Raw genomic sequence first — 19,470 nt, 5'->3', positions numbered from 1 at the left:
ATTTTAAAAATTAATTACATTGCACATTTTTATGTCCGAAAGAGGTTATACTAAAAAGTAATAACTAAAAGAGTAAGGGAATTTCTATGCCAAAAAAACGTAGGGGCAAAAAGCAATCAAATTTTATTATTATTTTGCGAACATTTATCATTTTATTTGTTTTAATTATTGCTTTTGTAGCGTTTAGATATTATCGGCGGCAAGCAATTCAAACAGAGCAAATTAGACAAGAGCAACTTGCCCGTGAAGAAGCTAGACAAAAGATTATTAGGCAGCACAAAGCATTTATTAAAGAAATTGGACCAATTGCCAAGGAAGTTGATCAGGAATTTGAGTTACTTCCAAGTATTACAATTGCCCAGGCATGCCTTGAGAGTGACTATGGTCAGAGCAGTCTGTCACAAAAGTACAATAATCTGTTTGGCGTGAAAGGCAGCAATCCTAATACCTCAGCGATTTTGAAGACAAAGGAATACCAAAAGGGTAAGTGGATTGTCGTGAAGGCACGCTTCCAAATCTATGACTCCTATGAAGCGTCAATTCGTGCGCATGCTCGTCTTTTCCAAAAAGGTACTACATGGAATAGTCAACAGTATAAGCATGTTCTAGCTGCTAAAAACTATCAAAAGCAGGCGCATGCATTAGTTCAGGACGGCTATGCCACAGATCCTGATTACGCGGCCAAATTAATTAAATTAATCGAGGAGTACAACCTTGATCGTTTTGATAAATAACAGGTATTCTTGCTAAAAGCTGCCTGCTTTTTTGGTACAATGAATTAGTTACATAATTTTATTTGTGAAGGGAATTATAATGAGCGAAGAATCGATTTTGGCAGGATTAAATCCGCAACAAAAAGAGGCCGTAAAAACGACAGAGGGTCCACTCTTGGTTGTGGCTGGTGCAGGCTCAGGCAAAACCTCCGTATTAACAAGACGAATTGCCTACTTAGTAGAAGAAAAACAAGTCTTGCCTTGGAATATTCTGGCAATTACTTTTACCAATAAGGCAGCCAGCGAAATGCGCGAGCGTGAACAAAAACTCCTTGGTCCTGCCGCAAATGATATTTGGATGTCAACTTTCCATGCTTTATGTGTCCGTATTTTACGGCGTGATTCAGATAAGATAGGTTATGGTCGTAATTTTTCAATTGCGGATTCAGCCGAACAATTGACTTTGGTTAAGCACATTGAAAAAGAACTGAACATTAATCCTAAAATGTATGAACCCAGAGGTATCTTGTCTGCCATTTCAAATGCTAAAAATGACCTTTTAACGCCACAAGCATTTGAGGATAGTGCTGCATCACCTTTTGAAAAAATGGCTGCTAAAGTCTATCAGGAATACCAAAAACGGTTGAAACATGACCAAATTATGGATTTTGATGATTTAATTATGCAGACATTGGTTCTCTTTAAAAAAGATCCTGAAGTTTTACATTATTATCAAAATAAATTCCGTTATATGCTCGTTGATGAGTATCAGGATACTAACCAAGCACAATATGAATTATGTCATGAATTAGCGGCACAATATAAGAATATCTGTGTTGTTGGTGATGCAGATCAGTCTATTTATGGCTGGCGTGGCGCCAATATGGAAAACATCATGAACTTCGAAAATGATTACCGTGATACTGGAGTTCAAACTGTCAAATTAGAGCAGAATTATCGCTCAACTGGTCATATTTTGTCCGCAGCCAACGCAGTAATCGACAATAATCGTAATCGCAAGAAAAAGAACTTGTGGACTGATCAGGGCGATGGCGAAAAGATTACTTATTACCGTGCCCAAAGTGGTGACGATGAAGCTCACTTTATCATTTCCAAGATTCAAGATGAAGTTGATGATAATAACCGCTCCTACAAAGATTTTGCTGTTTTGTATCGGACCAATGCCCAGTCAAGAACAGTCGAAGAAGCTTTTGTGAAGTCAAATGTCCCATATCAAATTGTGGGTGGTCACAAGTTCTACGATCGAAAAGAAATTATGGACATCATGGCTTATCTCAAGCTGGTTGCTAATCCAAACGATTCAATGAGTTTTAATCGTATCATCAATACGCCAAAAAGGGGAATTGGTCGTGTTAGTGTTGACAAATTTATGGATGTCGCACAAGGAAACAACTTGTCATTGATCGACGCTTTTAAGCACATTAATATATCAGGCATTTCAACCCGTGCTGCAGCTAAAATGAGTGACTTTGGTGCTAAATTACGTGATGCAATTGAATATGCCAAAGATCATAGTGTTACAGGCCTAACCGAAAAGATTTTGCAGGATTTTGGCTATACAGATGCACTTAAGGCAGAACATACAATTGAAGCCGAAACAAGACTAGAAAACTTGGATGAATTTCTTTCAGTTACTAAACGTTTTGACGATCAATATGAACCTGAAGAAGATGATGCTAACGCTTTAAGTGACTTTTTAGCAGAAGTTTCATTGTTAAGTGATCAGGATGATTTAGAAAATAATGATGATCAGGTCGCATTAATGACCTTGCATGCAGCTAAAGGTTTGGAATTCCCAGTGGTCTTTTTGGTAGGGATGGAAGACGGATTATTCCCACTTTCTCGTGCCCTTTTAGAAGATGATCAACTAGAAGAAGAACGCAGACTTGCCTATGTTGGAATTACTAGAGCCAAAGAAAAGCTCTTTTTGACCAATGCTTATTCCAGAATGATGTTTGGTCGGATGCAAAACAATCCACCTTCAAGATTTTTGGAAGAAATTGATGTCGATGATCTTGACATGCAAAACTCAGTTCCAGAGGGTGTAGGAAATGCTGATTTCCAAGTTCAAACAGCTCCTTTTGCTAACGTTGATGAACGTGCGCGTGCTCAAGTTTACACACCAAAGGCAAAACCTGCTGGTGGTGCAATTGGTGCCGAAAAGAAAGGCTGGAATGTTGGCGATCAAGTTGAACATAAAGCTTGGGGCCACGGCGTTGTAACGAAAGTTAACGGCGAAGGCGAAGACATGGAGCTCGATATTGCGTTTCCAAATAAAGGAATTAAGCGCCTTCTAGCAGCATTTGCTCCTATTAAAAAGGTATAATTAAAGCGAAAGACATAAATAAAAATTAATCAGGAGGAACAAAATGGCAGACTTAACTCTTGATGAGGCTAGAAAAGAAGTTGCTTCCCTCAGAGATAAACTTGACGAATGGGCTAACGCATATTATTCCAATGATGCACCAGAAGTTGAAGATAATGTTTATGATCAAAACTATCAGCGTTTGGTCGAACTCGAGCAACAGTTTCCCCAACTCGTAACGCAGGATTCAATTACTCAACGAGTTGGTGGACAAATCGGTAGTGAATTTACCAAAGTTACGCACAAGATTCCTATGCTTTCAATGGGTGACGTTTTCTCGAAACAGGAATTACGTGAATTTGATGAACGGGTGCAAAAGCAAGTTGGTCATGAGGTTGCATATAACGTTGAGCTAAAAATTGACGGTTTATCAATTAACCTTGAATATCAAGATGGTAAATTAATGCGGGCTTCAACCCGTGGTAATGGCCAAGTTGGAGAAGACGTAACGGCTAATGCACGTTTTATTTCCGACATTCCACAAACCTTGCCTGAAAAACTCACGACAGAAGTGCGTGGTGAGTGTTACATGGGAAAAGAAGCTTTTGCGAAGTTAAACCAAGAGCGTGATGAAAAAGGCGAAACAACTTTTGCTAATCCACGTAACGCTGCTGCGGGTTCATTGCGCCAACTTGATGCCAATATTACGAAGCATCGCAATCTAAGCACCTATATTTACACTTGGGTTAATCCCCCTGAAGAAATTACGAGCCAACACCAAGCAATTGAAAAAATGACTGATCTAGGCTTTCACACTGATTTAACTGGTCGTCGTCTTTCGAAGATGGATGAAATTTTTGATTTTATCGACGAATATACAGCCAAAAGAGATTCACTTGCTTATGGAATTGACGGAATTGTTTTAAAAGTTGATGACCTTGGCTTACAAAGTGAACTGGGCAACACGGTTAAAATTCCGCGTTGGGAAATTGCCTATAAATTCCCGCCAGAAGAACAGGAAACTGTGGTTCATGAAATTAAATGGACGGTTGGTCGTACCGGTGTTGTAACGCCTACTGCTATAATGGATCCTGTACAACTTGCTGGAACAACGGTCTCACATGCCGTTTTGCACAACGCAGATTTGTTAAAACAAAAAGATGTGCGAATTGGTGATACCGTTATGCTGCACAAGGCAGGAGATATCATTCCTGAAATTTCCGAAGTTGTGTTAGCAAAACGACCTAACGATTCTGAACCATATCCAATCCCTACTGAATGCCCATCTTGTGGGGAAAAATTGATTCACTTAAAAGATGAAGTGGCTTTACGTTGTGTGAACCCATCTTGTCCAGCACAGATGGAAGAGGAAATTACACACTTTGCTTCTCGGCCAGCAATGAATATTGATGGTCTTGGTCCCAAAATTGTGCGCCAACTAATTTCTAACGATCTTGTCCATAACGTGGCAGATTTATATCACTTGCAAGCAAGTGACTTGGCTAAGCTTGATCATTTTAAAGATAAGTCTATCAATAATCTGTTAACAGCAATTAATAATTCAAAGCGTAATTCTGTTGAACTTTTGCTTACTGGTCTAGGAATTGATCATGTCGGTGCAAAGGCAGCCCGTTTAATTTCGCAAAAGTTTAAAAATATGGCAAAGATTATGGAAGCTGACGTGCAAGAGGTTGCTGCTATCGATACAATAGGTATGACAATTGCTGAATCGCTAACAACCTATTTTGCTCAGGATGAAGTGGTTGAACTAGTTAAAGAATTGCAAGCTAGTGGCGTTAATATGGATTACTTAGGCGAAACAGAAGAGCAAATTGAAGACATTCCTGACAATTACTTTAAGGGTAAAACAGTTGTCTTAACTGGAACACTATCCCATTTCACACGAAGTGAATTTACGAAAAAATTACAGGCTTTAGGTGCAAAAGTGACTGGTTCAGTTTCAAAGAAAACCGATTATGTAATTTATGGTAAGGATGCAGGTTCTAAGTATACTAAGGCCCAAAAGCTTGGTGTAGCGTTATTAACTGAGGAAGAAGCAGTTGCTCAAGTTAAATAAAGGAACAATTAAAGTGAAAAAGTATTTACAGATAATAGCAGTTTTAGGTGCGGCACTTAGCTTGAGTGCTTGTGGGAATCTAAAAAATTCCAATTTGGCTAATAATGCCAAAACTTCAACAAATACGAATACTAAAACCTATCAAACCACCGAAACTGGTAACAATGGCTATACAGTATTGTTAAAAAATGGTCACTATGTAACTAGTCCAATTACTGGTTTAACTGCAACTAGTAATGATAATTCAGTTGATACGCGCGAACTTGAACGTGGATTGGTTCAAATTTCGAAGGGTGTATATTCACCTAATTCTTATGTTTTCCAAGAGGGACAATATATTAATACGACTGTGGCCAATGATTGGCTGGGGCGTAAATCGAAGAGCAATCCTTTAGGGCTAAATCCTGAACTTGGTTCAAAGAAAAAATATAATCCATATTATCTTGAAGAAATAATTGAACAAGACTTTTTGAATGGTTCAGGCTCAAGTTATCATATTGCGGGGATGAGCATTGGCCTAGCGATTAATTCGGTTGATTATTACCAGAAGAAAAAAGATGGCCCTGAATATCAAATGGCCATCTCTCGTTCAAACCAAAAGCAATATGGGCAAAAAATAGCCCAAGAAGTTGTGGCACGCTTGCGCAAGAAAAAAGCTTTGAAGAATATTCCAATCACAATTGGCCTTTTTTCAAAAGAGAGTAAGGACTCACTGGTCAGTGGAACTTACTTTTTGAGCGGGACAGCGGCTGCTAATAGTAGTAAAATATCTAAATGGAAAACTATTAATACCCAAACAGAAGTGTTACCGACGATTGGTGGTAAAAAGGCAATCAACAGTAACGATGCATCCAGCTTTAACAGTTTTAAAGAATCAATTCAAAATTATTTTCCAAATATCAGTGGTGTGACAGCATCGTTGCGTTATGAAAACGGAAAATTGGTTCAAGAAAATATTTCAATTACTACTCAATTTTATGGTTATGAACAAATTCAGAGTTTTACTCGTCTTGTTTTGGCTACGGCGAAAAAATATCTGCCTAACAATGTTCCTCTTGAAATAAAGATCGGTTCTGTTAATGATGTTCAAGCCTTGGTTGCGAAAGAATCAGGAGATAGTAGTTATCAAGTCCATATTTATGGCGGCGAATAAGGAGGTATATGCGTGGAAATTACAGAAGAAACAATTAAGCACGTTGCGGGATTATCGCGACTTGAAATTGATGAAAAAGAGATAGGTAAAGTTACTGAGCAAATGAGCTCAATTATCAACATGGCTGATCAATTATCAGAAGTTGATACTGATGGTGTTGAAGAAACAGTACAAGTAGTTGATCGTGACACTGTGTTTAGAGAAGATAAACCTGAGCACTGGGAAACTCGCGAAGAATTAATGAAAAATGTTCCTGAACAGGCCAATGGCTTTATCAAGGTTCCTGTAATTATTAATAAGGATGAGGACGAGTAATGAACTACTTAAACGAAGATATTGATTCATTAAATGAAAAACTTGCCCAAGGAACTTTGTCTGCAGACAAATTGGCGCAAGACACCGTTGAGAATATTAAGAAGACTGATGAAAAGCTAAATGCTTGGATTACAGTTCAAGAGGATGCAAAGCCTGATGAAGACTTGGATTTTGCTAATAATAAATTAGCTGGTATTCCAATTGCTATTAAGGACAACATCATCACTAAAGATGTCAAAACAACTGCAGCTAGTCATATCTTGGATAACTATATTCCTGTTTATGATGCAACTGTTATTGATCGCTTGAAGAAGGCTCATGTCACCTTTGTTGGTAAGACTAACATGGATGAATTTGCCATGGGTTCCTCAACAGAGCATTCATATTTTGGTGCTACTCATAACCCATGGGACTTTGATAAGGTTCCAGGTGGTTCTTCTGGTGGTTCAGCTGCAGCTGTTGCTGCTGGTCAAGTAGTTGCTGCACTAGGTTCTGATACAGGTGGTTCAATTCGTCAGCCTTCAGCTTTTAACGGTATTTTTGGTATTAAACCAACTTATGGTCGTGTTTCACGTTGGGGTCTTATTGCCTTTGCTTCATCGCTTGATGAAATTGGTGTTATGAGTAAACGTGCAAAGACTTCTGCACAAGTTCTTAACGTTATTGCTGGTGCAGATGATCATGATTCAACTCTTTCCACAAGAGCAGTGCCAGACTTTACAGAGTACATTGGTAAGGACGTTAAGGGCTTGCGTGTTGCCGTGGTTAAAGAATACATGGATGCCGTTGATGGTGAGATGCATGAAGTAATCCAAAAACAAATTGATGTTTTAAAGGATGCTGGTGCAATTATTAATGAAGTTTCATTACCATTAACAAAATATGTTGTTCCTGACTACTACATTATCGCTTCAAGTGAGGCTTCATCAAATCTTCAGAGATTTGATGGTATTCGTTATGGTTACCGTGCTGAAGATGCCAAGAACTTGTTGGATGTATATGTAAAATCTCGTTCAGAAGGTTTTGGCGAAGAAGTTCAACGTCGTATTTTGCTGGGCTCGTTTGCTTTATCAGCTGGTTCATATGACCGCTTCTTTAGACAAGCTTCTAAGGTTAGAACATTGATTTGCAATGACTTTGATAAGATTTTTGCTGATAACGATGTAATTGTTGGGCCAACCACAACTACGCCTGCATTTAACATTGGTAGTGAAATTTCTGATCCAATTAAAATGTACAATAACGACATTTTAACCATTTCTGCTAACTTGGCTGGAATTCCAGCTGCTAGTGTGCCTGCTGGTCTTGTTGATGGCATGCCAGTTGGTTTGCAAGTGATGGCTAAGCGCTTTGATGAAGGTAGCATTTTCCAAGTTGCAGACTTCATTGAACGTAACAATAAGTTTTATGAAAAAACACCAGCTGGAATGGAGGATTAATTAATGAACTTTAAATCAACAATTGGATTCGAAGTCCACTTCGAATTAAAAACTAAGAGTAAAATTTTCTCACCTTCACCAGTTAGTTATGGTGCAAAGCCTAACACAGAAACCAACGTAATCGACTGGGGTATGCCTGGTGTTTTACCATACGTTAATAAAGATGTTTACCGTTTGGGAATTATGGTTGCTTTAGCAACGCACTCACATATTTTGCCAACAACACACTTTGATCGAAAGAACTACTACTACCCAGATAGTCCGAAGGCATATCAGATTACACAGTTCTTCCAACCACTTGCTCGTGATGGTTATGTTGAAATCGAAGTACATGGTAAGAAGAAACGTATTGGTATTCACGAAATGCATATTGAAGAGGATGCCGGTAAGAACACTCACGGAACTAACGGTTTTTCATATGTTGACTTAAACCGTCAAGGTGTCCCACTTCTTGAAGTTGTTTCTGAACCTGAAATTTCTGATCCTGATGAAGGTTATGCATATTTGGAAAAATTGCGTAAAATTGTTCAATTCACTGGTGCTTCCGACGTTAAGATGGAAGAGGGTTCAATGCGTGTTGATACCAACATCTCAATTAGACCTGCCGGTCAAAAAGAACTTGGTACCAAGGTCGAAATGAAGAACCTTAACTCTTTTGAACACGTACGTAAATCACTTGCATATGAAGAAAAACGTCAAGCTCAAGTTTTGCTTTCGGGTGGTCGTGTTCAAATTTCTACTCGTCGTTTTGATGAAGCAACTGGTAAAACTGTTTTGGAGCGTGTTAAGGAAGGTGACGCAGATTACCGTTACTTCCCTGAACCAGATATTGCACCTGATCACATCAGTGACGAATGGATTGAAGAAATTAAGTCCAGCTTACCTCGTTCGGCTGAAGAACGTTACAACCAATACGTCAATGAATTCGGTTTGAAGGAATATGACGCAAATGTTCTTCTTCAAACAAAGGAAAGCTCTGACTTCTTTGATAAAACTGTTGCTGCCGGTGCTGATCCTCAATTAGCAGCCAACTGGATGAACACCCAAGTTAATGGTTACCTAAATGATAACCGTGTTGAACTTGCTGACATTAAGTTGACGCCAGAGAACTTGGCAGCAATGATCAAGTTGATTAAAGATGGTACCATCTCTTCCAAGATTGCTAAGAAGGTCTTTGCTGAAACAATTGCTAACGGAACTGATCCGAAGAAATATGTTGAAGATCAAGGAATGGTTCAGTTATCTGATACCAGTGTCTTGGAACCAATGGTTAAGGAAGTCGTTGATAACAACCCACAATCCGTTGAAGACTTCAAGAACGGTAAGGATCGTGCAATTGGCTTCTTAGTTGGTCAAATCATGAAGCAAACTCGTGGTAAAGCCAATCCTAAAGTGATTAACCAATTGCTAAACGATGAATTGCAAAAACGTTAATGTCAATTTTTAAGTAATAAGGTAGTAACTATGACTAAAAAAGCAAGATTAATCTATAATCCTGTATCTGGTCACGAACAGATGCCCAAGAATGTCGCTGACATCTTAGACGTGTTAGAGCAAGCAGGCTATGAAGCAAGTGCTTATCGAACAACACCTGAAAAACAAAGTGCTCAAAAAGAAGCAACGCGTGCAGCCAAAGCTGGCTTTGATTTAATTGTTGCAGCTGGTGGTGACGGCACAATCAATGAAGTTGTTAATGGGATTGCCTTTTTGGAACAGCGTCCAAAAATGGCGATTATTCCTGCAGGAACAACTAACGACTATGCTCGTGCATTGCGCATACCGCGTGATAGTATATCAGGTGCAACTAAGGTCATTCTCAACAACAAAACCCGTAAGATGGATATCGGTGAAGCAACATTTGGTGAGGATAGACAGTATTTTGTTAATATCGCCGCTTGTGGCTCGTTAACAGAACTAACTTATGATGTTCCTTCCGAAGTTAAATCAGCTTTGGGCTATACTGCTTACCTAATCAAAGGAGCGGAGATGTTACCTCATTTGACTGAAAATGAACTACGTCTTACCTATGATGCCGGTGTGTATGAAGGTAAACTATCAATGCTATTATTGGGTATGACCAATTCAATTGGTGGTTTTGAACAAATTATGCCTGATGCAGAGCTTAGTGATGGACTGTTTCAATTGATTATTGTTAAGCCATCTGAGCCAGTTAAATTGTTGAAACTGATGGCTTTAGCCATGAACGGTAAGCACGTTGATGATCCGGATATTATTTACACTAAAACCCGTAGCTTAAAGATTGAGCTGGTAGGTAAAAGCTTAGGACAAAAGCTACCAGTCAATCTTGATGGTGAAATTGGTGATTACTGTCCAGTTACTTTTAAAAATTTACAGCAACGAATTGAATTCTTTGTTGGAGAATAAAACGCAAATATAAAAAAGATCGCTCATAAACGAGCGATCTTTTTTATTGCTTATTTTTAATTAATTAGCGTAATCAATGTCTTCTTTTGGTTGAACCTTGAATTCACGATAATCAGTTTCTTTCTCCAATTCAGGAGTTAATCTTACACATCTGATTCGTTGGTTGCCGTAAGTTGCGTAGTAGTAACTTCTTGATTCAGCACACATATAAGCAGTGTAGCAAGTATAGTCAAAGGTATCATCTGTAGTAACAACAATTCCACGAGGGATGCTAACTGATTCCAAAATATGGTGAGAAAGAGTAACTGCTGAAAGTTCATCTGCTGGCTGCTCAACATTGTTCTTCATGAAAGCTGTTCTGACAAAACGTGAAACTGGCGTAAAGTCACCAGGTAAGCCAAATGTTCCTGAACCTTGACTGAAAGGTTTCAATGTTTTACCCAAAAATTCAATATCTTCATGTTGCTTTGGTTGAACAGATAGGTAGTTACGTAAATTAGTTTCATGCCAGTGGTAGTCAGGACTGTTAGTCATAACACCGATTGAGTCTTCAATAACATGAACACCATCTTTTTCTGGTTCAACAATTAAACTCTTGCCTGAAGTATCGGAGAAAATGAAGTGTAGTGGTGGAACTACTTTCAAAGTTACGCTAGCTTCATTAACAATTGAAATCTTCTCGTCAAATAACTCTTTAACTTCTGCAAGTGAAGCAGCTTGAGACAAAACAGCTGAAATTACTTTGTCTGGTGAAACAGCCCAAGTGTTGTCCGTAGCCTTTTCCTTATAGCTTGCATAGCCAGGGAAGTATAGGACACCAGCAGTAACACCAGCGTCGTTAACACCATCACAAGTTACTGGTGCATTATCAACTTCCTGAATGCTGCCCATACCGATAAAAGCATGCTTACTAGTGATTTCTTCTTTATCGTCATAAGAAACGGCAAAAGTTTTGTTCTTTGGAACAAAGACAACTTGCTCTGCCATTTCCATCATAAAGTCCATTGTTCGTGACAATAGGTGTTTATGATCTTTTGTTTCCAGTGTAAAACTACTACAACCAATCATATTGCAACCTCCCGCTTAATTAGCTATATAAAAAATATTTATATAAATTAATGTATATGTTAAAAGTATAAGAGTGTTGAAGACTTAATTCAAGCTATATTAAGAAAAACATTAAAGAAAGATAGTAATTTACTCATCATAATTGTATATGGAGTTTTTGGAACATAAAAAAACTTTGCCACCTGATTAAGTGACAAAGTCTTTAAATAGTTAGGTTAGCTTCAAATTAGTTATTGCTGCTATTGCCGCTACCACCAAAAATTTCTAATAAGAACATGAAGATGTTCACGAAATCAAGGTAGAGTTGCAATGCGCCAAGAACAGCTAAGCCATTAGTTGAAACTTGATTGCCGTATTGGCTATAAATGATTTTCATTTTGTTAGCATCACTAGCAACTAAACCAGTAAAAATAATTACACCAATAAATGAAAATACGTATGTAACTGCTGGGCTGTTTAAAAACATATTAACAAGCCAAGCTACTAAAAAGCCAGTTAAAGCTGCACCCAGATAGGCATTCCAATTAGATAAATCTTTCTTGGTAAATGTACCAAAGAGTGCCATTGCAATAAAGACAGCTGCTGATGAAACAAAAGCAGTAGTAATTTGAGAGCCGGTGTAAAAACCAGCGATTAATGCAAACTCAAAACCATAGATAATAGATAAAATGGCCAACATAATCATGCTAGCAATCGGACTACGGTTAGCATTAAAACTAATTCCCATTGATAAACCAAGTGGAACTAGCAAAATGAGCCACATCATAGCTACAGGCATATTCATTACTGCAGATCTGAAAACGGTCATTGTTAAGTAAGCTGCTAAGGCCGAAATCAATACGGCTACAGCCATTAGTGAATACATTTTGGTTAAAAAGCCGTTGGTTTCAGAAATACTGTGAATTTGTCGCTTATTTGAATTAGTATCAAAATCGTTCATAGTTAACGTCCTCTCTATAAATAAGATTAATAATAAACCTAACACAGTTTGAGTAAAGAGTGAAGCGATCTTGTTGTAAATTAAATCAATGTTAAGAATGAGCAATGTCGTTACTTTAACCAGTTTTTTTAGTAAAATAGTAATGTTAATTATTGTTTGTAAAAAAGGACAAAAAATGGAAAAAAATCAAATTATCGACTTAGAAATAACTGACTTATCATATGAAGCAATGGGTGTAGCCCATTATGAAGGCATGACTGTTTTTGTCACTAATGCCCTGCCAGGTGAGACAGTTAAAGCCAAAATTTTAAAGGTCAAAAAGAACTTTGCTTTTGCTAAAATTGAAGAAATTGTAAAGGAAAGTCCTGACCGAGTGAACATTAAGCTTAACCAGTGGGTTCAAACAGGGTTAGCATCTTTAGCACATATCAAATATGATAAGCAATTAGAGTTCAAACGTAACCAAGTAGTGAACTTATTGAAAAAGGCACACTTAGATGATGTAGAAGTAGGCGAAACTTTGCCTAGTCCTGAAGAAACGGGCTACCGTAACAAGGCACAAGTTCCGGTAAGAGAAGTTAATGGGCAACTTGAAATCGGCTTTTTCAGACGTCATTCACACGATTTAGTGCCACTAACTAATTTCTTTACTACTGATCCGGAAATTGACCGTGTTTTGGTTGCAGTTAGGGATATATTGTGTCAGTACCGCGTACCTGCATATGATGAAGTGCACAACAAAGGTGAAGTACGGTATTTAGATGTTCGTCGGAGCAAGGCTACCGGTGAAATCATGGTGATTTTAGTTTGCTTGCACAAAGATTTTCCTCAGTTACCAAAAGTAGCAGAGGCGATTAAACAAATTGATGGTGTCACTAGCTTAGTATTGAATTATAACCCGAAGAAGACCAACGTTATCTTGGGTAAGGTAGATTACTTAATTTTTGGTAAGCCACAGATTACTGATCAAATTGGTGATGTAAAGTTTAGAATCTCACCTGAGAGTTTCTTCCAAATTAACTCACTTCAAACACCACGTTTATATGATTTAGCCATCAAAAAGGCTGAACTGGCTTCCGATGATGTAGTCGTTGATGCATATTCAGGAATTGGTACCATCGGTTTGACTGTTGCTAAGCATGTTAAGGAAGTTAGGGGAATTGAAAGTGTCCGTGATGCTGTCAAGGATGCCAACAACAACGCTGAACTGAACAATATCGACAATGCTAGATATGTTGCTGGTAAGGCAGAAGAGGTAATGCCTAAGTGGGCGGCCAAAGGGATGAAAACAGATGTGATTTTTGTTGATCCACCTCGAAAGGGTTTGACTTCAGAATTTATTGATGCTGCTGTTAAAACAAATCCAAAAAAGATTGTTTATATCTCATGTAACCCCGCAACAATGATTCGTGATCTGCAAGATTTGCAGGAACATGGCTATAGTTTTGAGCGCATTGATCCAGTTGATATGTTTCCACAGACACCTCATGTCGAAGCTGTGACGGTGCTGGAACGACAATAGAATTATAAATCTTTGATTTTAAGCACTTATATAAGCAAAGATGATTAAATCCGAAATAAAGAGATTTAATGTGTTGATGTTTATAGACCTAGTAAGTGGGAAAACAACAAGCAAAAATCAAATATTAAAGTAAAAGTAGTCATTGGCATACTTTATAAAAACGCTTTTTTAAAAAGCGTTTTTTTTGTACCAAAATTAAGTTAATAAAATCAACGGGAAGAATATATAGATGAGCTTTCAAGAGTTGCTTACTATGAGAACACTCTAGTATTGTTAATTTATTGTTAATTCTGCTGCAAGAAGTAGTAAATTGGAATTTTTAATAATAATATACATAGTACTGAACCGAATGATTATATCTATGATTGTTGCTTAAATATTAAAAAAATAAAGTGGTTTCCGAGATATGATAAGAAATCAGTAGAAATTACAATTGGCAAAAGGAGAGAATAAAATGGGCTTTTATGTAATGATTTTTTCAATGTTAATAGGTATTTTTTTAATAGCTTTAGGAATTATTCGTAGAAAGAGAAACTCTTGGTATAAAATTTTGATTGCAGTAGGAGTGTTATTAGTTCTTTTTGCGATTTATTTAGGATTTCCTAAATAATGAACTTTAAGTAATATAAAGATAACTGCTATATAAAATATATAGTATTCTGTATTCTATCTTTTAAATACTTCTATGAAAGACAGTAGTTTGCGCTACTGTCTTTTTTTCTATACTCATCTTTCAAGTTTTCTAAAATCTGTGAAGTAGTAATTAACATGATGAAAGATAAAAAAGATACAGATAGATAACGCAATTTTTAATAAGGTAAGCTGAGTTAAAATTATACTTTAGTTCCTATTATTTGTATCTAGAAGGTATTTAGCTATAAAATTCAGTCAGATGAAATTCAATTATAAAGATGGAGACAATTCATGAAAGACTGAGGCTATCAAAATGGATAAATGGCAGGAAAAATGGGCCTACAACAAATATTGGGTGATGGCGCGATCGCAGCAATGCTATGAGCAGATTAGACTACTAGCTAAAGATAACGAGTGGTCAGCTCAAAAGAATGCTGAATTCGAACGTTTATTAAAAAAGGCTGCAGGTCAAACACCAACAGTTAAAACGTTAACCAATGCTTACCAACATGTTTGGGGCTACTTTAAGAAGATTGCGACAACCTCAGAAAAGCAAAACTATTTACAGTTATTACAAGAATTATCGCCTCAAAATGATGATTTAGGTCCATTTTTAAAACATTTAACTGAAAAGTATCAAGTTTCTTATTTATTAAACTCACGTTTAATTCAGGAGTGCAAAGAAAAATCATGAGATTATGGCATCAAGATTTAATTTGGCGGTTGCCTAGACAGCAGTTATTAGGACAACATCGTGAAATTGCGGCTTTACGAGGCCGAGGATGGGGCAAAAATCATGCTACTGTTAATTATGTTTTCCAATATTCGCCGTATAAGCTGTACCAGTTTCATCTACTAGTATTAGCTGAAATGCAACGACGACATTACCATCCTGATCTTAATTGGTTTGATCCATACTATCGCGGGCAATATTGCCCTAGGTATGAAACATTACCAGCTATTCCATGGACTGATCCAATTTATCCAGAGCATGATGATACTTATTTACAAATCTGTTTGGATAATTTGCACCAAAAAGGCATCGACTTGTATTAAGTTTGACGTAATTAAAGACAAGAAAAATCACTTAAGAGATTAAATGAATCATGATGAATTTTATCTAGATTACTTTGAAAAAACACAAGTAAAAAAGGTTGAGCATTGTAATATAATGCTCAACCTTTTTTATTTTGTAATTAAATTACTTTTCTTTGATTTTTTGGTTAATGATTTTAACGTCTTTTACAGCCTTATGGTAACTGCAATACCAGGTAGTAATATAGATCAAGATAAAAATTAAAGTGAATTTTGATAGGTTAATTAATTTTAATGGAACCCAGCCTGCTAAGAGGGCTAAAGGAACAAAGCCAAGGTAGTAGGTAAAGAAGTTAACTATCGTCTTTTTTAGTAATGACCATTGGCTAATACTAAAAATAAAACTACCAAATCCGAATAGCGCTCCAGTTACCGCCCATAAAATGACTGAGACGGTAAAAGCATCAAGCGAATTGCTAAATTTTGACATAAAAGAAGGATCCGATGGAAGGTAAATAGAGTTTCGTGATAGATAATTACAAATAATCGAAATTGCTAAGCCTATGAAGATGCCTTCAGTAGCAAACATGTATAAATGATAGATAAATCTTTTAACGCTTTTCATATTCCTAACCTCTCTTTCAAGTTTTTAATATTTCTGCGAGAAATTTGTACGCGATGATTGTTGGTTAAAACAACATCGATTAATCCGTTATCAAGTATTTCAAGGTGATCGATATGCTGATAATTAAATACAGCGCTCCGGGATGCTTCAATGAAGTAACTGGGCAAATCAGTTTTTAGATTTGATAAGCGGTCATTATAAGATAACTGCTGCTTTTCAGTGAAAACTGAAATATCACGGTTGGCTACTTCCAAAGCATAAATGTCTTGATACTTAACTGGAATAATCTGTGACTGGTAATGACACCAGATTGCATCATCACTTTGTGCTAATTTCTGTAAAAAATCATTGATCTCGGGTGTGATTTTTCTGAGCCACAACTCACCGTGCTCTTCTTTTAAGTTGGAATCAACGTGACAATTAATTTTCATGTTTAAGCTCCTTTCTGCTACCCAGTATAATAGATAAATTTTGCTTTTATTTAGTAATACCTCAAATGGTTGGAAAAGTGTCAATAGTGGTTGGAAAAGCGGAAATATTGGATTTTGACTTTAGAATTAAAAGATAGTTTGAGCACATGAATATACTAAAGTATAATTTAAAATGAGATTAGTTTTAACTATTTATGTTAAGAAAAGAAGATGGGAATGCTTATAGATGACACAGGAAATTAAACGCTGTGATTGGGCAACAAAGAATAAATTAGAGCAGGAATATCATGACACAGAATGGGGAATTCCTGTATATGATGATAGACAGTTGTTTAAAATGCTAGTTTTGGAAGGAAAACAAGCTGGACTAAGTTGGACAACAATTTTAGCTAAAAAAGAAACTCTCTGCGAAGCATTTGATGATTTTGATCCTGCAGCTTTAGTTACTTATGACGATAAGAAGAAGGCAGAGCTTTTACAAAATGATGGAATTATCAAGAATAAGTTGAAAATTAATGCAGCTATTAGCAACGCCCATGCATATTACGATGTTTGTGAACAATACGGTTCTTTGGACAATTACCTTTGGTCCTTTGTTGATAATAAACCTATTATTAACTCTTGGAAGAGCACCGAAGAAGTGCCAGCAAGTACACCATTATCAGATAAATTGAGTAAAGATTTAAAGAAACAAGGTTTTAAGTTTGTTGGATCAACAACAGTATACGCATTTATGTAATCTGTTGGGATGGTCAATGACCATCTTGATACATGTTCTTTTAAAAACAAATAGTTAATGCTATTAAGTTAGAATTAAAAAATACTGTTCTAACAGTAAAACGGTATGTTTAGTAAAGGGAAAGCAGGTTCATTCAACTGAATAACGAAAATTTACAAAGTCCAGCTATCTTTGAAACCAAATACGATGTAAAAAATGCTAAGGAACTTGAAGCAAAAATTCATGAAGAATATGAAACCAATGATGAAACTGAAAAAATTCTGACTGAGTATCCAACTGTCTACATAATCAATTCTGCTTTATCTAAGAAGGACACGTATGCGGTTTATGTAGGAGAAACAAACGATATCCAGCGGAGAACAATTGAGCATTTAGGAGAAGATCCTAAAGTTCGAGAAGATTTTGCTGACTTTAAGCAATCATCAAATGCCGAAATGTATGTAATTGGTCATAAACATTTTAATAAATCGATGACATTAGATATAGAGAATAGGCTTATGCAGTATCTAAGTAGTGTTCCTGCAGTGTCAAAATTAAATAACCGCCGGTTTAATGATCAAAATAAATATTACGATTCTGAAGAATTTGACGGCTTATTTAATCAAATTTGGATATCATTACACGAAAAAAACGCTAAACTTTTTCCAGATGCTGAAAAATTAAAGACGAAAGCTATTTTCAAGGCTTCACCGTTTAACAAACTTACTGATGAGCAATTGAAGGTCAAGACTAAAGTAATTACTAAAATTGATCAAGCACTCCAAACAGTAAATAGGGATGCCAAAAAAGCTAAACTAGTTTTACTTGAGGGTGAAGCAGGTTCAGGCAAAACAGTACTAGTAAGCAATATATTTTATGATTTAGTTCATGAAAATCGCTTATCAAAAAAGGAGAATTTGAAAGTTTCAGTTCTTGTTAATCAAAATGAGCAGCTTAAAGTATATGAAAAGATTACAGCAAAGCTTTTTCCAAAGGATTCTAAGATTAGAATTATGAAGCCAGCTACATTCATTAAAAATACTTCTACTAAAAAGAGTAAAGATGATATTGTCATCATTGATGAGGCACATTTACTGTTAACTCAAAATAGTCAATCATACAATGGATATGGACAAAAAATGATTGATGACATTTTGGAGCGAGCTCGTGTAGTTTTGGCAGTTTTTGACCCGAATCAAGTGTTATCTATTGACTCTATAATTGATAATGATTACCTAGAAAAAATTGTTAATCAAACACATGGCGAAGTTGTTAGTCTAGAAAAGCAGATGAGGATTGATGCTAGTGACAAAACAATTAACTGGATTCGTACTCTGATTGATGATGATAAAATTTTGCCAATTCCAAAGGATCCAAAATATAGAATAAAAGTATTTGATGATCCGAAAAAAATGCAAGACGAAATTACTGACATAAATAAAACTCAATATAATGGCATAAGTAGAATGGTTGCAACGTTTGACTGGAAATATTCAGGTGGAAAAGAAAAGCCCTCATCTGAACAAAAGTATTGGAAGGTGTCAGACGGGGACTGGGAAATGCCTTGGAATTATGAAATAAAAAGACGTGATCAGTATGAAAAGAAGCATCATAACCACTCTGTAAAATACAGTGATTTACCTTGGGCAGAAAAAGATTATACGATTGGAGAAATCGGTTCTTTATATACTGTTCAGGGCTTTGACCTAAATTATGTTGGTGTTGTTTTAGGATCGTCAGTAAAATACAGAGATGGAAAAATAATTCATGATTTCAATGAAAGTAAAAATAAAAAGGCAACTAACAAATTACATTCAAAGACAAGTTATGCTGATAAGTTATTAAGAAATGAATTCAATGTATTACTAACTAGAGGTGTGCATGGCTTATATATTTATGCTGTTGATAAAGATTTGAGAGAGGCTTTGAAGAAAGCTGGAAAGAGCCTGTGCTAACATTCATATCAAATGGCGATTTTGTAATTGTATATGAGCAAAAACTCTGTTTTTAGTATTTGGATTATAAAACAACATTTCAAATGAAATGTTGTTTTTTGATATTTTAGTACTTTTATAATTTATATAGACATC

At 36.3% G+C, this 19,470-nt stretch carries 18 protein-coding genes; 14 read left to right on the top strand and 4 right to left on the bottom strand.

Annotated features, from left to right (window positions below):
* Positions 1–86 precede the first annotated feature (86 nt).
* The 8 genes from H3T48_RS06270 to H3T48_RS06235 all read left to right on the top strand — a co-directional run bounded on the left by H3T48_RS06270 (position 87) and on the right by H3T48_RS06235 (position 10,408).
* A complete protein-coding gene (locus H3T48_RS06270; protein WP_074425652.1) occupies positions 87–734 on the top strand; it encodes a glycoside hydrolase family 73 protein in 648 nt (215 codons plus the stop codon).
* 79 nt (positions 735–813) lie between these two features.
* Complete coding sequence (pcrA, locus tag H3T48_RS06265) at positions 814–3,060, top strand: DNA helicase PcrA (RefSeq protein WP_198188907.1); 2,247 nt, start codon at positions 814–816, stop codon at positions 3,058–3,060.
* Positions 3,061–3,103: 43 nt separating this feature from the next.
* Positions 3,104–5,116 carry an NAD-dependent DNA ligase LigA gene (ligA, locus tag H3T48_RS06260; protein WP_198188906.1) on the top strand — a complete coding sequence of 671 codons (2,013 nt, stop codon included), beginning with the start codon at positions 3,104–3,106 and terminating at the stop codon, positions 5,114–5,116.
* 13 nt (positions 5,117–5,129) lie between these two features.
* On the top strand, positions 5,130–6,269 hold the full coding sequence (locus tag H3T48_RS06255) for a CamS family sex pheromone protein (RefSeq protein ID WP_198188905.1): 1,140 nt from the start codon (positions 5,130–5,132) through the stop codon (positions 6,267–6,269).
* Between the two features lie 12 nt (positions 6,270–6,281).
* Complete coding sequence (gene gatC / locus H3T48_RS06250; RefSeq protein WP_122034557.1) at positions 6,282–6,584, top strand: Asp-tRNA(Asn)/Glu-tRNA(Gln) amidotransferase subunit GatC; 303 nt, start codon at positions 6,282–6,284, stop codon at positions 6,582–6,584.
* Positions 6,584–8,023 (top strand): Asp-tRNA(Asn)/Glu-tRNA(Gln) amidotransferase subunit GatA, encoded by a 1,440-nt coding sequence (gene gatA, locus H3T48_RS06245; RefSeq protein ID WP_074425649.1) that lies wholly within the window; start codon positions 6,584–6,586, stop codon positions 8,021–8,023. Before gatC ends, gatA begins: the two co-directional genes overlap by 1 nt.
* A 3-nt stretch (positions 8,024–8,026) precedes the next feature.
* Positions 8,027–9,457 carry an Asp-tRNA(Asn)/Glu-tRNA(Gln) amidotransferase subunit GatB gene (gatB, locus tag H3T48_RS06240; protein ID WP_046306345.1) on the top strand — a complete coding sequence of 477 codons (1,431 nt, stop codon included), beginning with the start codon at positions 8,027–8,029 and terminating at the stop codon, positions 9,455–9,457.
* 30 nt (positions 9,458–9,487) lie between these two features.
* Entirely contained in the window at positions 9,488–10,408 is a 921-nt protein-coding gene (locus H3T48_RS06235; RefSeq protein WP_046306347.1) for a diacylglycerol kinase family lipid kinase, read from the top strand.
* A gap of 60 nt (positions 10,409–10,468) precedes the next feature.
* Here H3T48_RS06235 and H3T48_RS06230 read toward each other — a convergent pair whose 3' ends face one another.
* Positions 10,469–11,476 carry a choloylglycine hydrolase family protein gene (locus tag H3T48_RS06230; RefSeq protein WP_122034562.1) on the bottom strand — a complete coding sequence of 336 codons (1,008 nt, stop codon included), beginning with the start codon at positions 11,474–11,476 and terminating at the stop codon, positions 10,469–10,471.
* A gap of 226 nt (positions 11,477–11,702) precedes the next feature.
* Complete coding sequence (locus tag H3T48_RS06225; RefSeq protein WP_122034564.1) at positions 11,703–12,416, bottom strand: Bax inhibitor-1/YccA family protein; 714 nt, start codon at positions 12,414–12,416, stop codon at positions 11,703–11,705.
* A 175-nt stretch (positions 12,417–12,591) separates the two neighbouring features.
* Between H3T48_RS06225 and rlmD the strand changes: the two genes are divergently transcribed.
* The 4 genes from rlmD to H3T48_RS06205 all read left to right on the top strand — a co-directional run bounded on the left by rlmD (position 12,592) and on the right by H3T48_RS06205 (position 15,627).
* Positions 12,592–13,938 carry a 23S rRNA (uracil(1939)-C(5))-methyltransferase RlmD gene (gene rlmD, locus H3T48_RS06220; RefSeq protein WP_198188904.1) on the top strand — a complete coding sequence of 449 codons (1,347 nt, stop codon included), beginning with the start codon at positions 12,592–12,594 and terminating at the stop codon, positions 13,936–13,938.
* Positions 13,939–14,371: 433 nt separating this feature from the next.
* On the top strand, positions 14,372–14,548 hold the full coding sequence (locus H3T48_RS06215) for a hypothetical protein (RefSeq protein WP_187158148.1): 177 nt from the start codon (positions 14,372–14,374) through the stop codon (positions 14,546–14,548).
* Between the two features lie 336 nt (positions 14,549–14,884).
* Positions 14,885–15,265 (top strand): YbgA family protein, encoded by a 381-nt coding sequence (locus tag H3T48_RS06210; protein WP_187157651.1) that lies wholly within the window; start codon positions 14,885–14,887, stop codon positions 15,263–15,265.
* Positions 15,262–15,627, top strand: coding sequence for a TIGR02328 family protein (locus tag H3T48_RS06205; RefSeq protein WP_198188902.1), 366 nt, complete (start codon positions 15,262–15,264; stop codon positions 15,625–15,627). Before H3T48_RS06210 ends, H3T48_RS06205 begins: the two co-directional genes overlap by 4 nt.
* A 145-nt stretch (positions 15,628–15,772) precedes the next feature.
* Here the strand turns inward: H3T48_RS06205 and H3T48_RS06200 are convergent, their stop codons facing one another.
* Positions 15,773–16,195 carry a DUF3021 domain-containing protein gene (locus H3T48_RS06200; RefSeq protein WP_232349899.1) on the bottom strand — a complete coding sequence of 141 codons (423 nt, stop codon included), beginning with the start codon at positions 16,193–16,195 and terminating at the stop codon, positions 15,773–15,775.
* A gap of 32 nt (positions 16,196–16,227) precedes the next feature.
* On the bottom strand, positions 16,228–16,662 hold the full coding sequence (locus H3T48_RS06195; protein ID WP_198188900.1) for a LytTR family DNA-binding domain-containing protein: 435 nt from the start codon (positions 16,660–16,662) through the stop codon (positions 16,228–16,230).
* 226 nt (positions 16,663–16,888) lie between these two features.
* Here H3T48_RS06195 and H3T48_RS06190 point away from each other — a divergent pair, with 226 nt between their 5' ends.
* Positions 16,889–17,401: a DNA-3-methyladenine glycosylase I gene (locus tag H3T48_RS06190; RefSeq protein ID WP_198188899.1), complete on the top strand. Its 513-nt coding sequence runs from the start codon at positions 16,889–16,891 to the stop codon at positions 17,399–17,401.
* A gap of 497 nt (positions 17,402–17,898) precedes the next feature.
* Entirely contained in the window at positions 17,899–19,335 is a 1,437-nt protein-coding gene (locus H3T48_RS06185; protein WP_232349894.1) for a DUF2075 domain-containing protein, read from the top strand.
* The last annotated feature ends 135 nt before the right edge of the window (positions 19,336–19,470 follow it).

Source organism: Lactobacillus sp. M0403 (assembly GCF_016101265.1).
Classification (GTDB): domain Bacteria; phylum Bacillota; class Bacilli; order Lactobacillales; family Lactobacillaceae; genus Lactobacillus; species Lactobacillus apis.
This window is presented reverse-complemented; position numbering and strand designations above follow the sequence as displayed.

Bases quoted from the DNA above. Each gene is read 5' to 3' on its own strand.
- pcrA (WP_198188907.1), top strand. From the start codon at position 814: ATGAGCGAAGAATCGATTTTGGCAGGATTAAATCCGCAACAAAAAGAG.
- H3T48_RS06205 (WP_198188902.1), top strand. From the start codon at position 15,262: ATGAGATTATGGCATCAAGATTTAATTTGGCGGTTGCCTAGACAGCAG.
- H3T48_RS06225 (WP_122034564.1), bottom strand. From the start codon at position 12,416: ATGAACGATTTTGATACTAATTCAAATAAGCGACAAATTCACAGTATT.
- H3T48_RS06200 (WP_232349899.1), bottom strand. From the start codon at position 16,195: ATGTTTGCTACTGAAGGCATCTTCATAGGCTTAGCAATTTCGATTATT.
- gatB (WP_046306345.1), top strand. From the start codon at position 8,027: ATGAACTTTAAATCAACAATTGGATTCGAAGTCCACTTCGAATTAAAA.
- H3T48_RS06210 (WP_187157651.1), top strand. From the start codon at position 14,885: ATGGATAAATGGCAGGAAAAATGGGCCTACAACAAATATTGGGTGATG.
- H3T48_RS06235 (WP_046306347.1), top strand. From the start codon at position 9,488: ATGACTAAAAAAGCAAGATTAATCTATAATCCTGTATCTGGTCACGAA.
- H3T48_RS06230 (WP_122034562.1), bottom strand. From the start codon at position 11,476: ATGATTGGTTGTAGTAGTTTTACACTGGAAACAAAAGATCATAAACAC.
- H3T48_RS06185 (WP_232349894.1), top strand. From the start codon at position 17,899: ATGCAGTATCTAAGTAGTGTTCCTGCAGTGTCAAAATTAAATAACCGC.
- H3T48_RS06270 (WP_074425652.1), top strand. From the start codon at position 87: ATGCCAAAAAAACGTAGGGGCAAAAAGCAATCAAATTTTATTATTATT.
- gatA (WP_074425649.1), top strand. From the start codon at position 6,584: ATGAACTACTTAAACGAAGATATTGATTCATTAAATGAAAAACTTGCC.
- rlmD (WP_198188904.1), top strand. From the start codon at position 12,592: ATGGAAAAAAATCAAATTATCGACTTAGAAATAACTGACTTATCATAT.
- H3T48_RS06190 (WP_198188899.1), top strand. From the start codon at position 16,889: ATGACACAGGAAATTAAACGCTGTGATTGGGCAACAAAGAATAAATTA.
- ligA (WP_198188906.1), top strand. From the start codon at position 3,104: ATGGCAGACTTAACTCTTGATGAGGCTAGAAAAGAAGTTGCTTCCCTC.
- H3T48_RS06195 (WP_198188900.1), bottom strand. From the start codon at position 16,662: ATGAAAATTAATTGTCACGTTGATTCCAACTTAAAAGAAGAGCACGGT.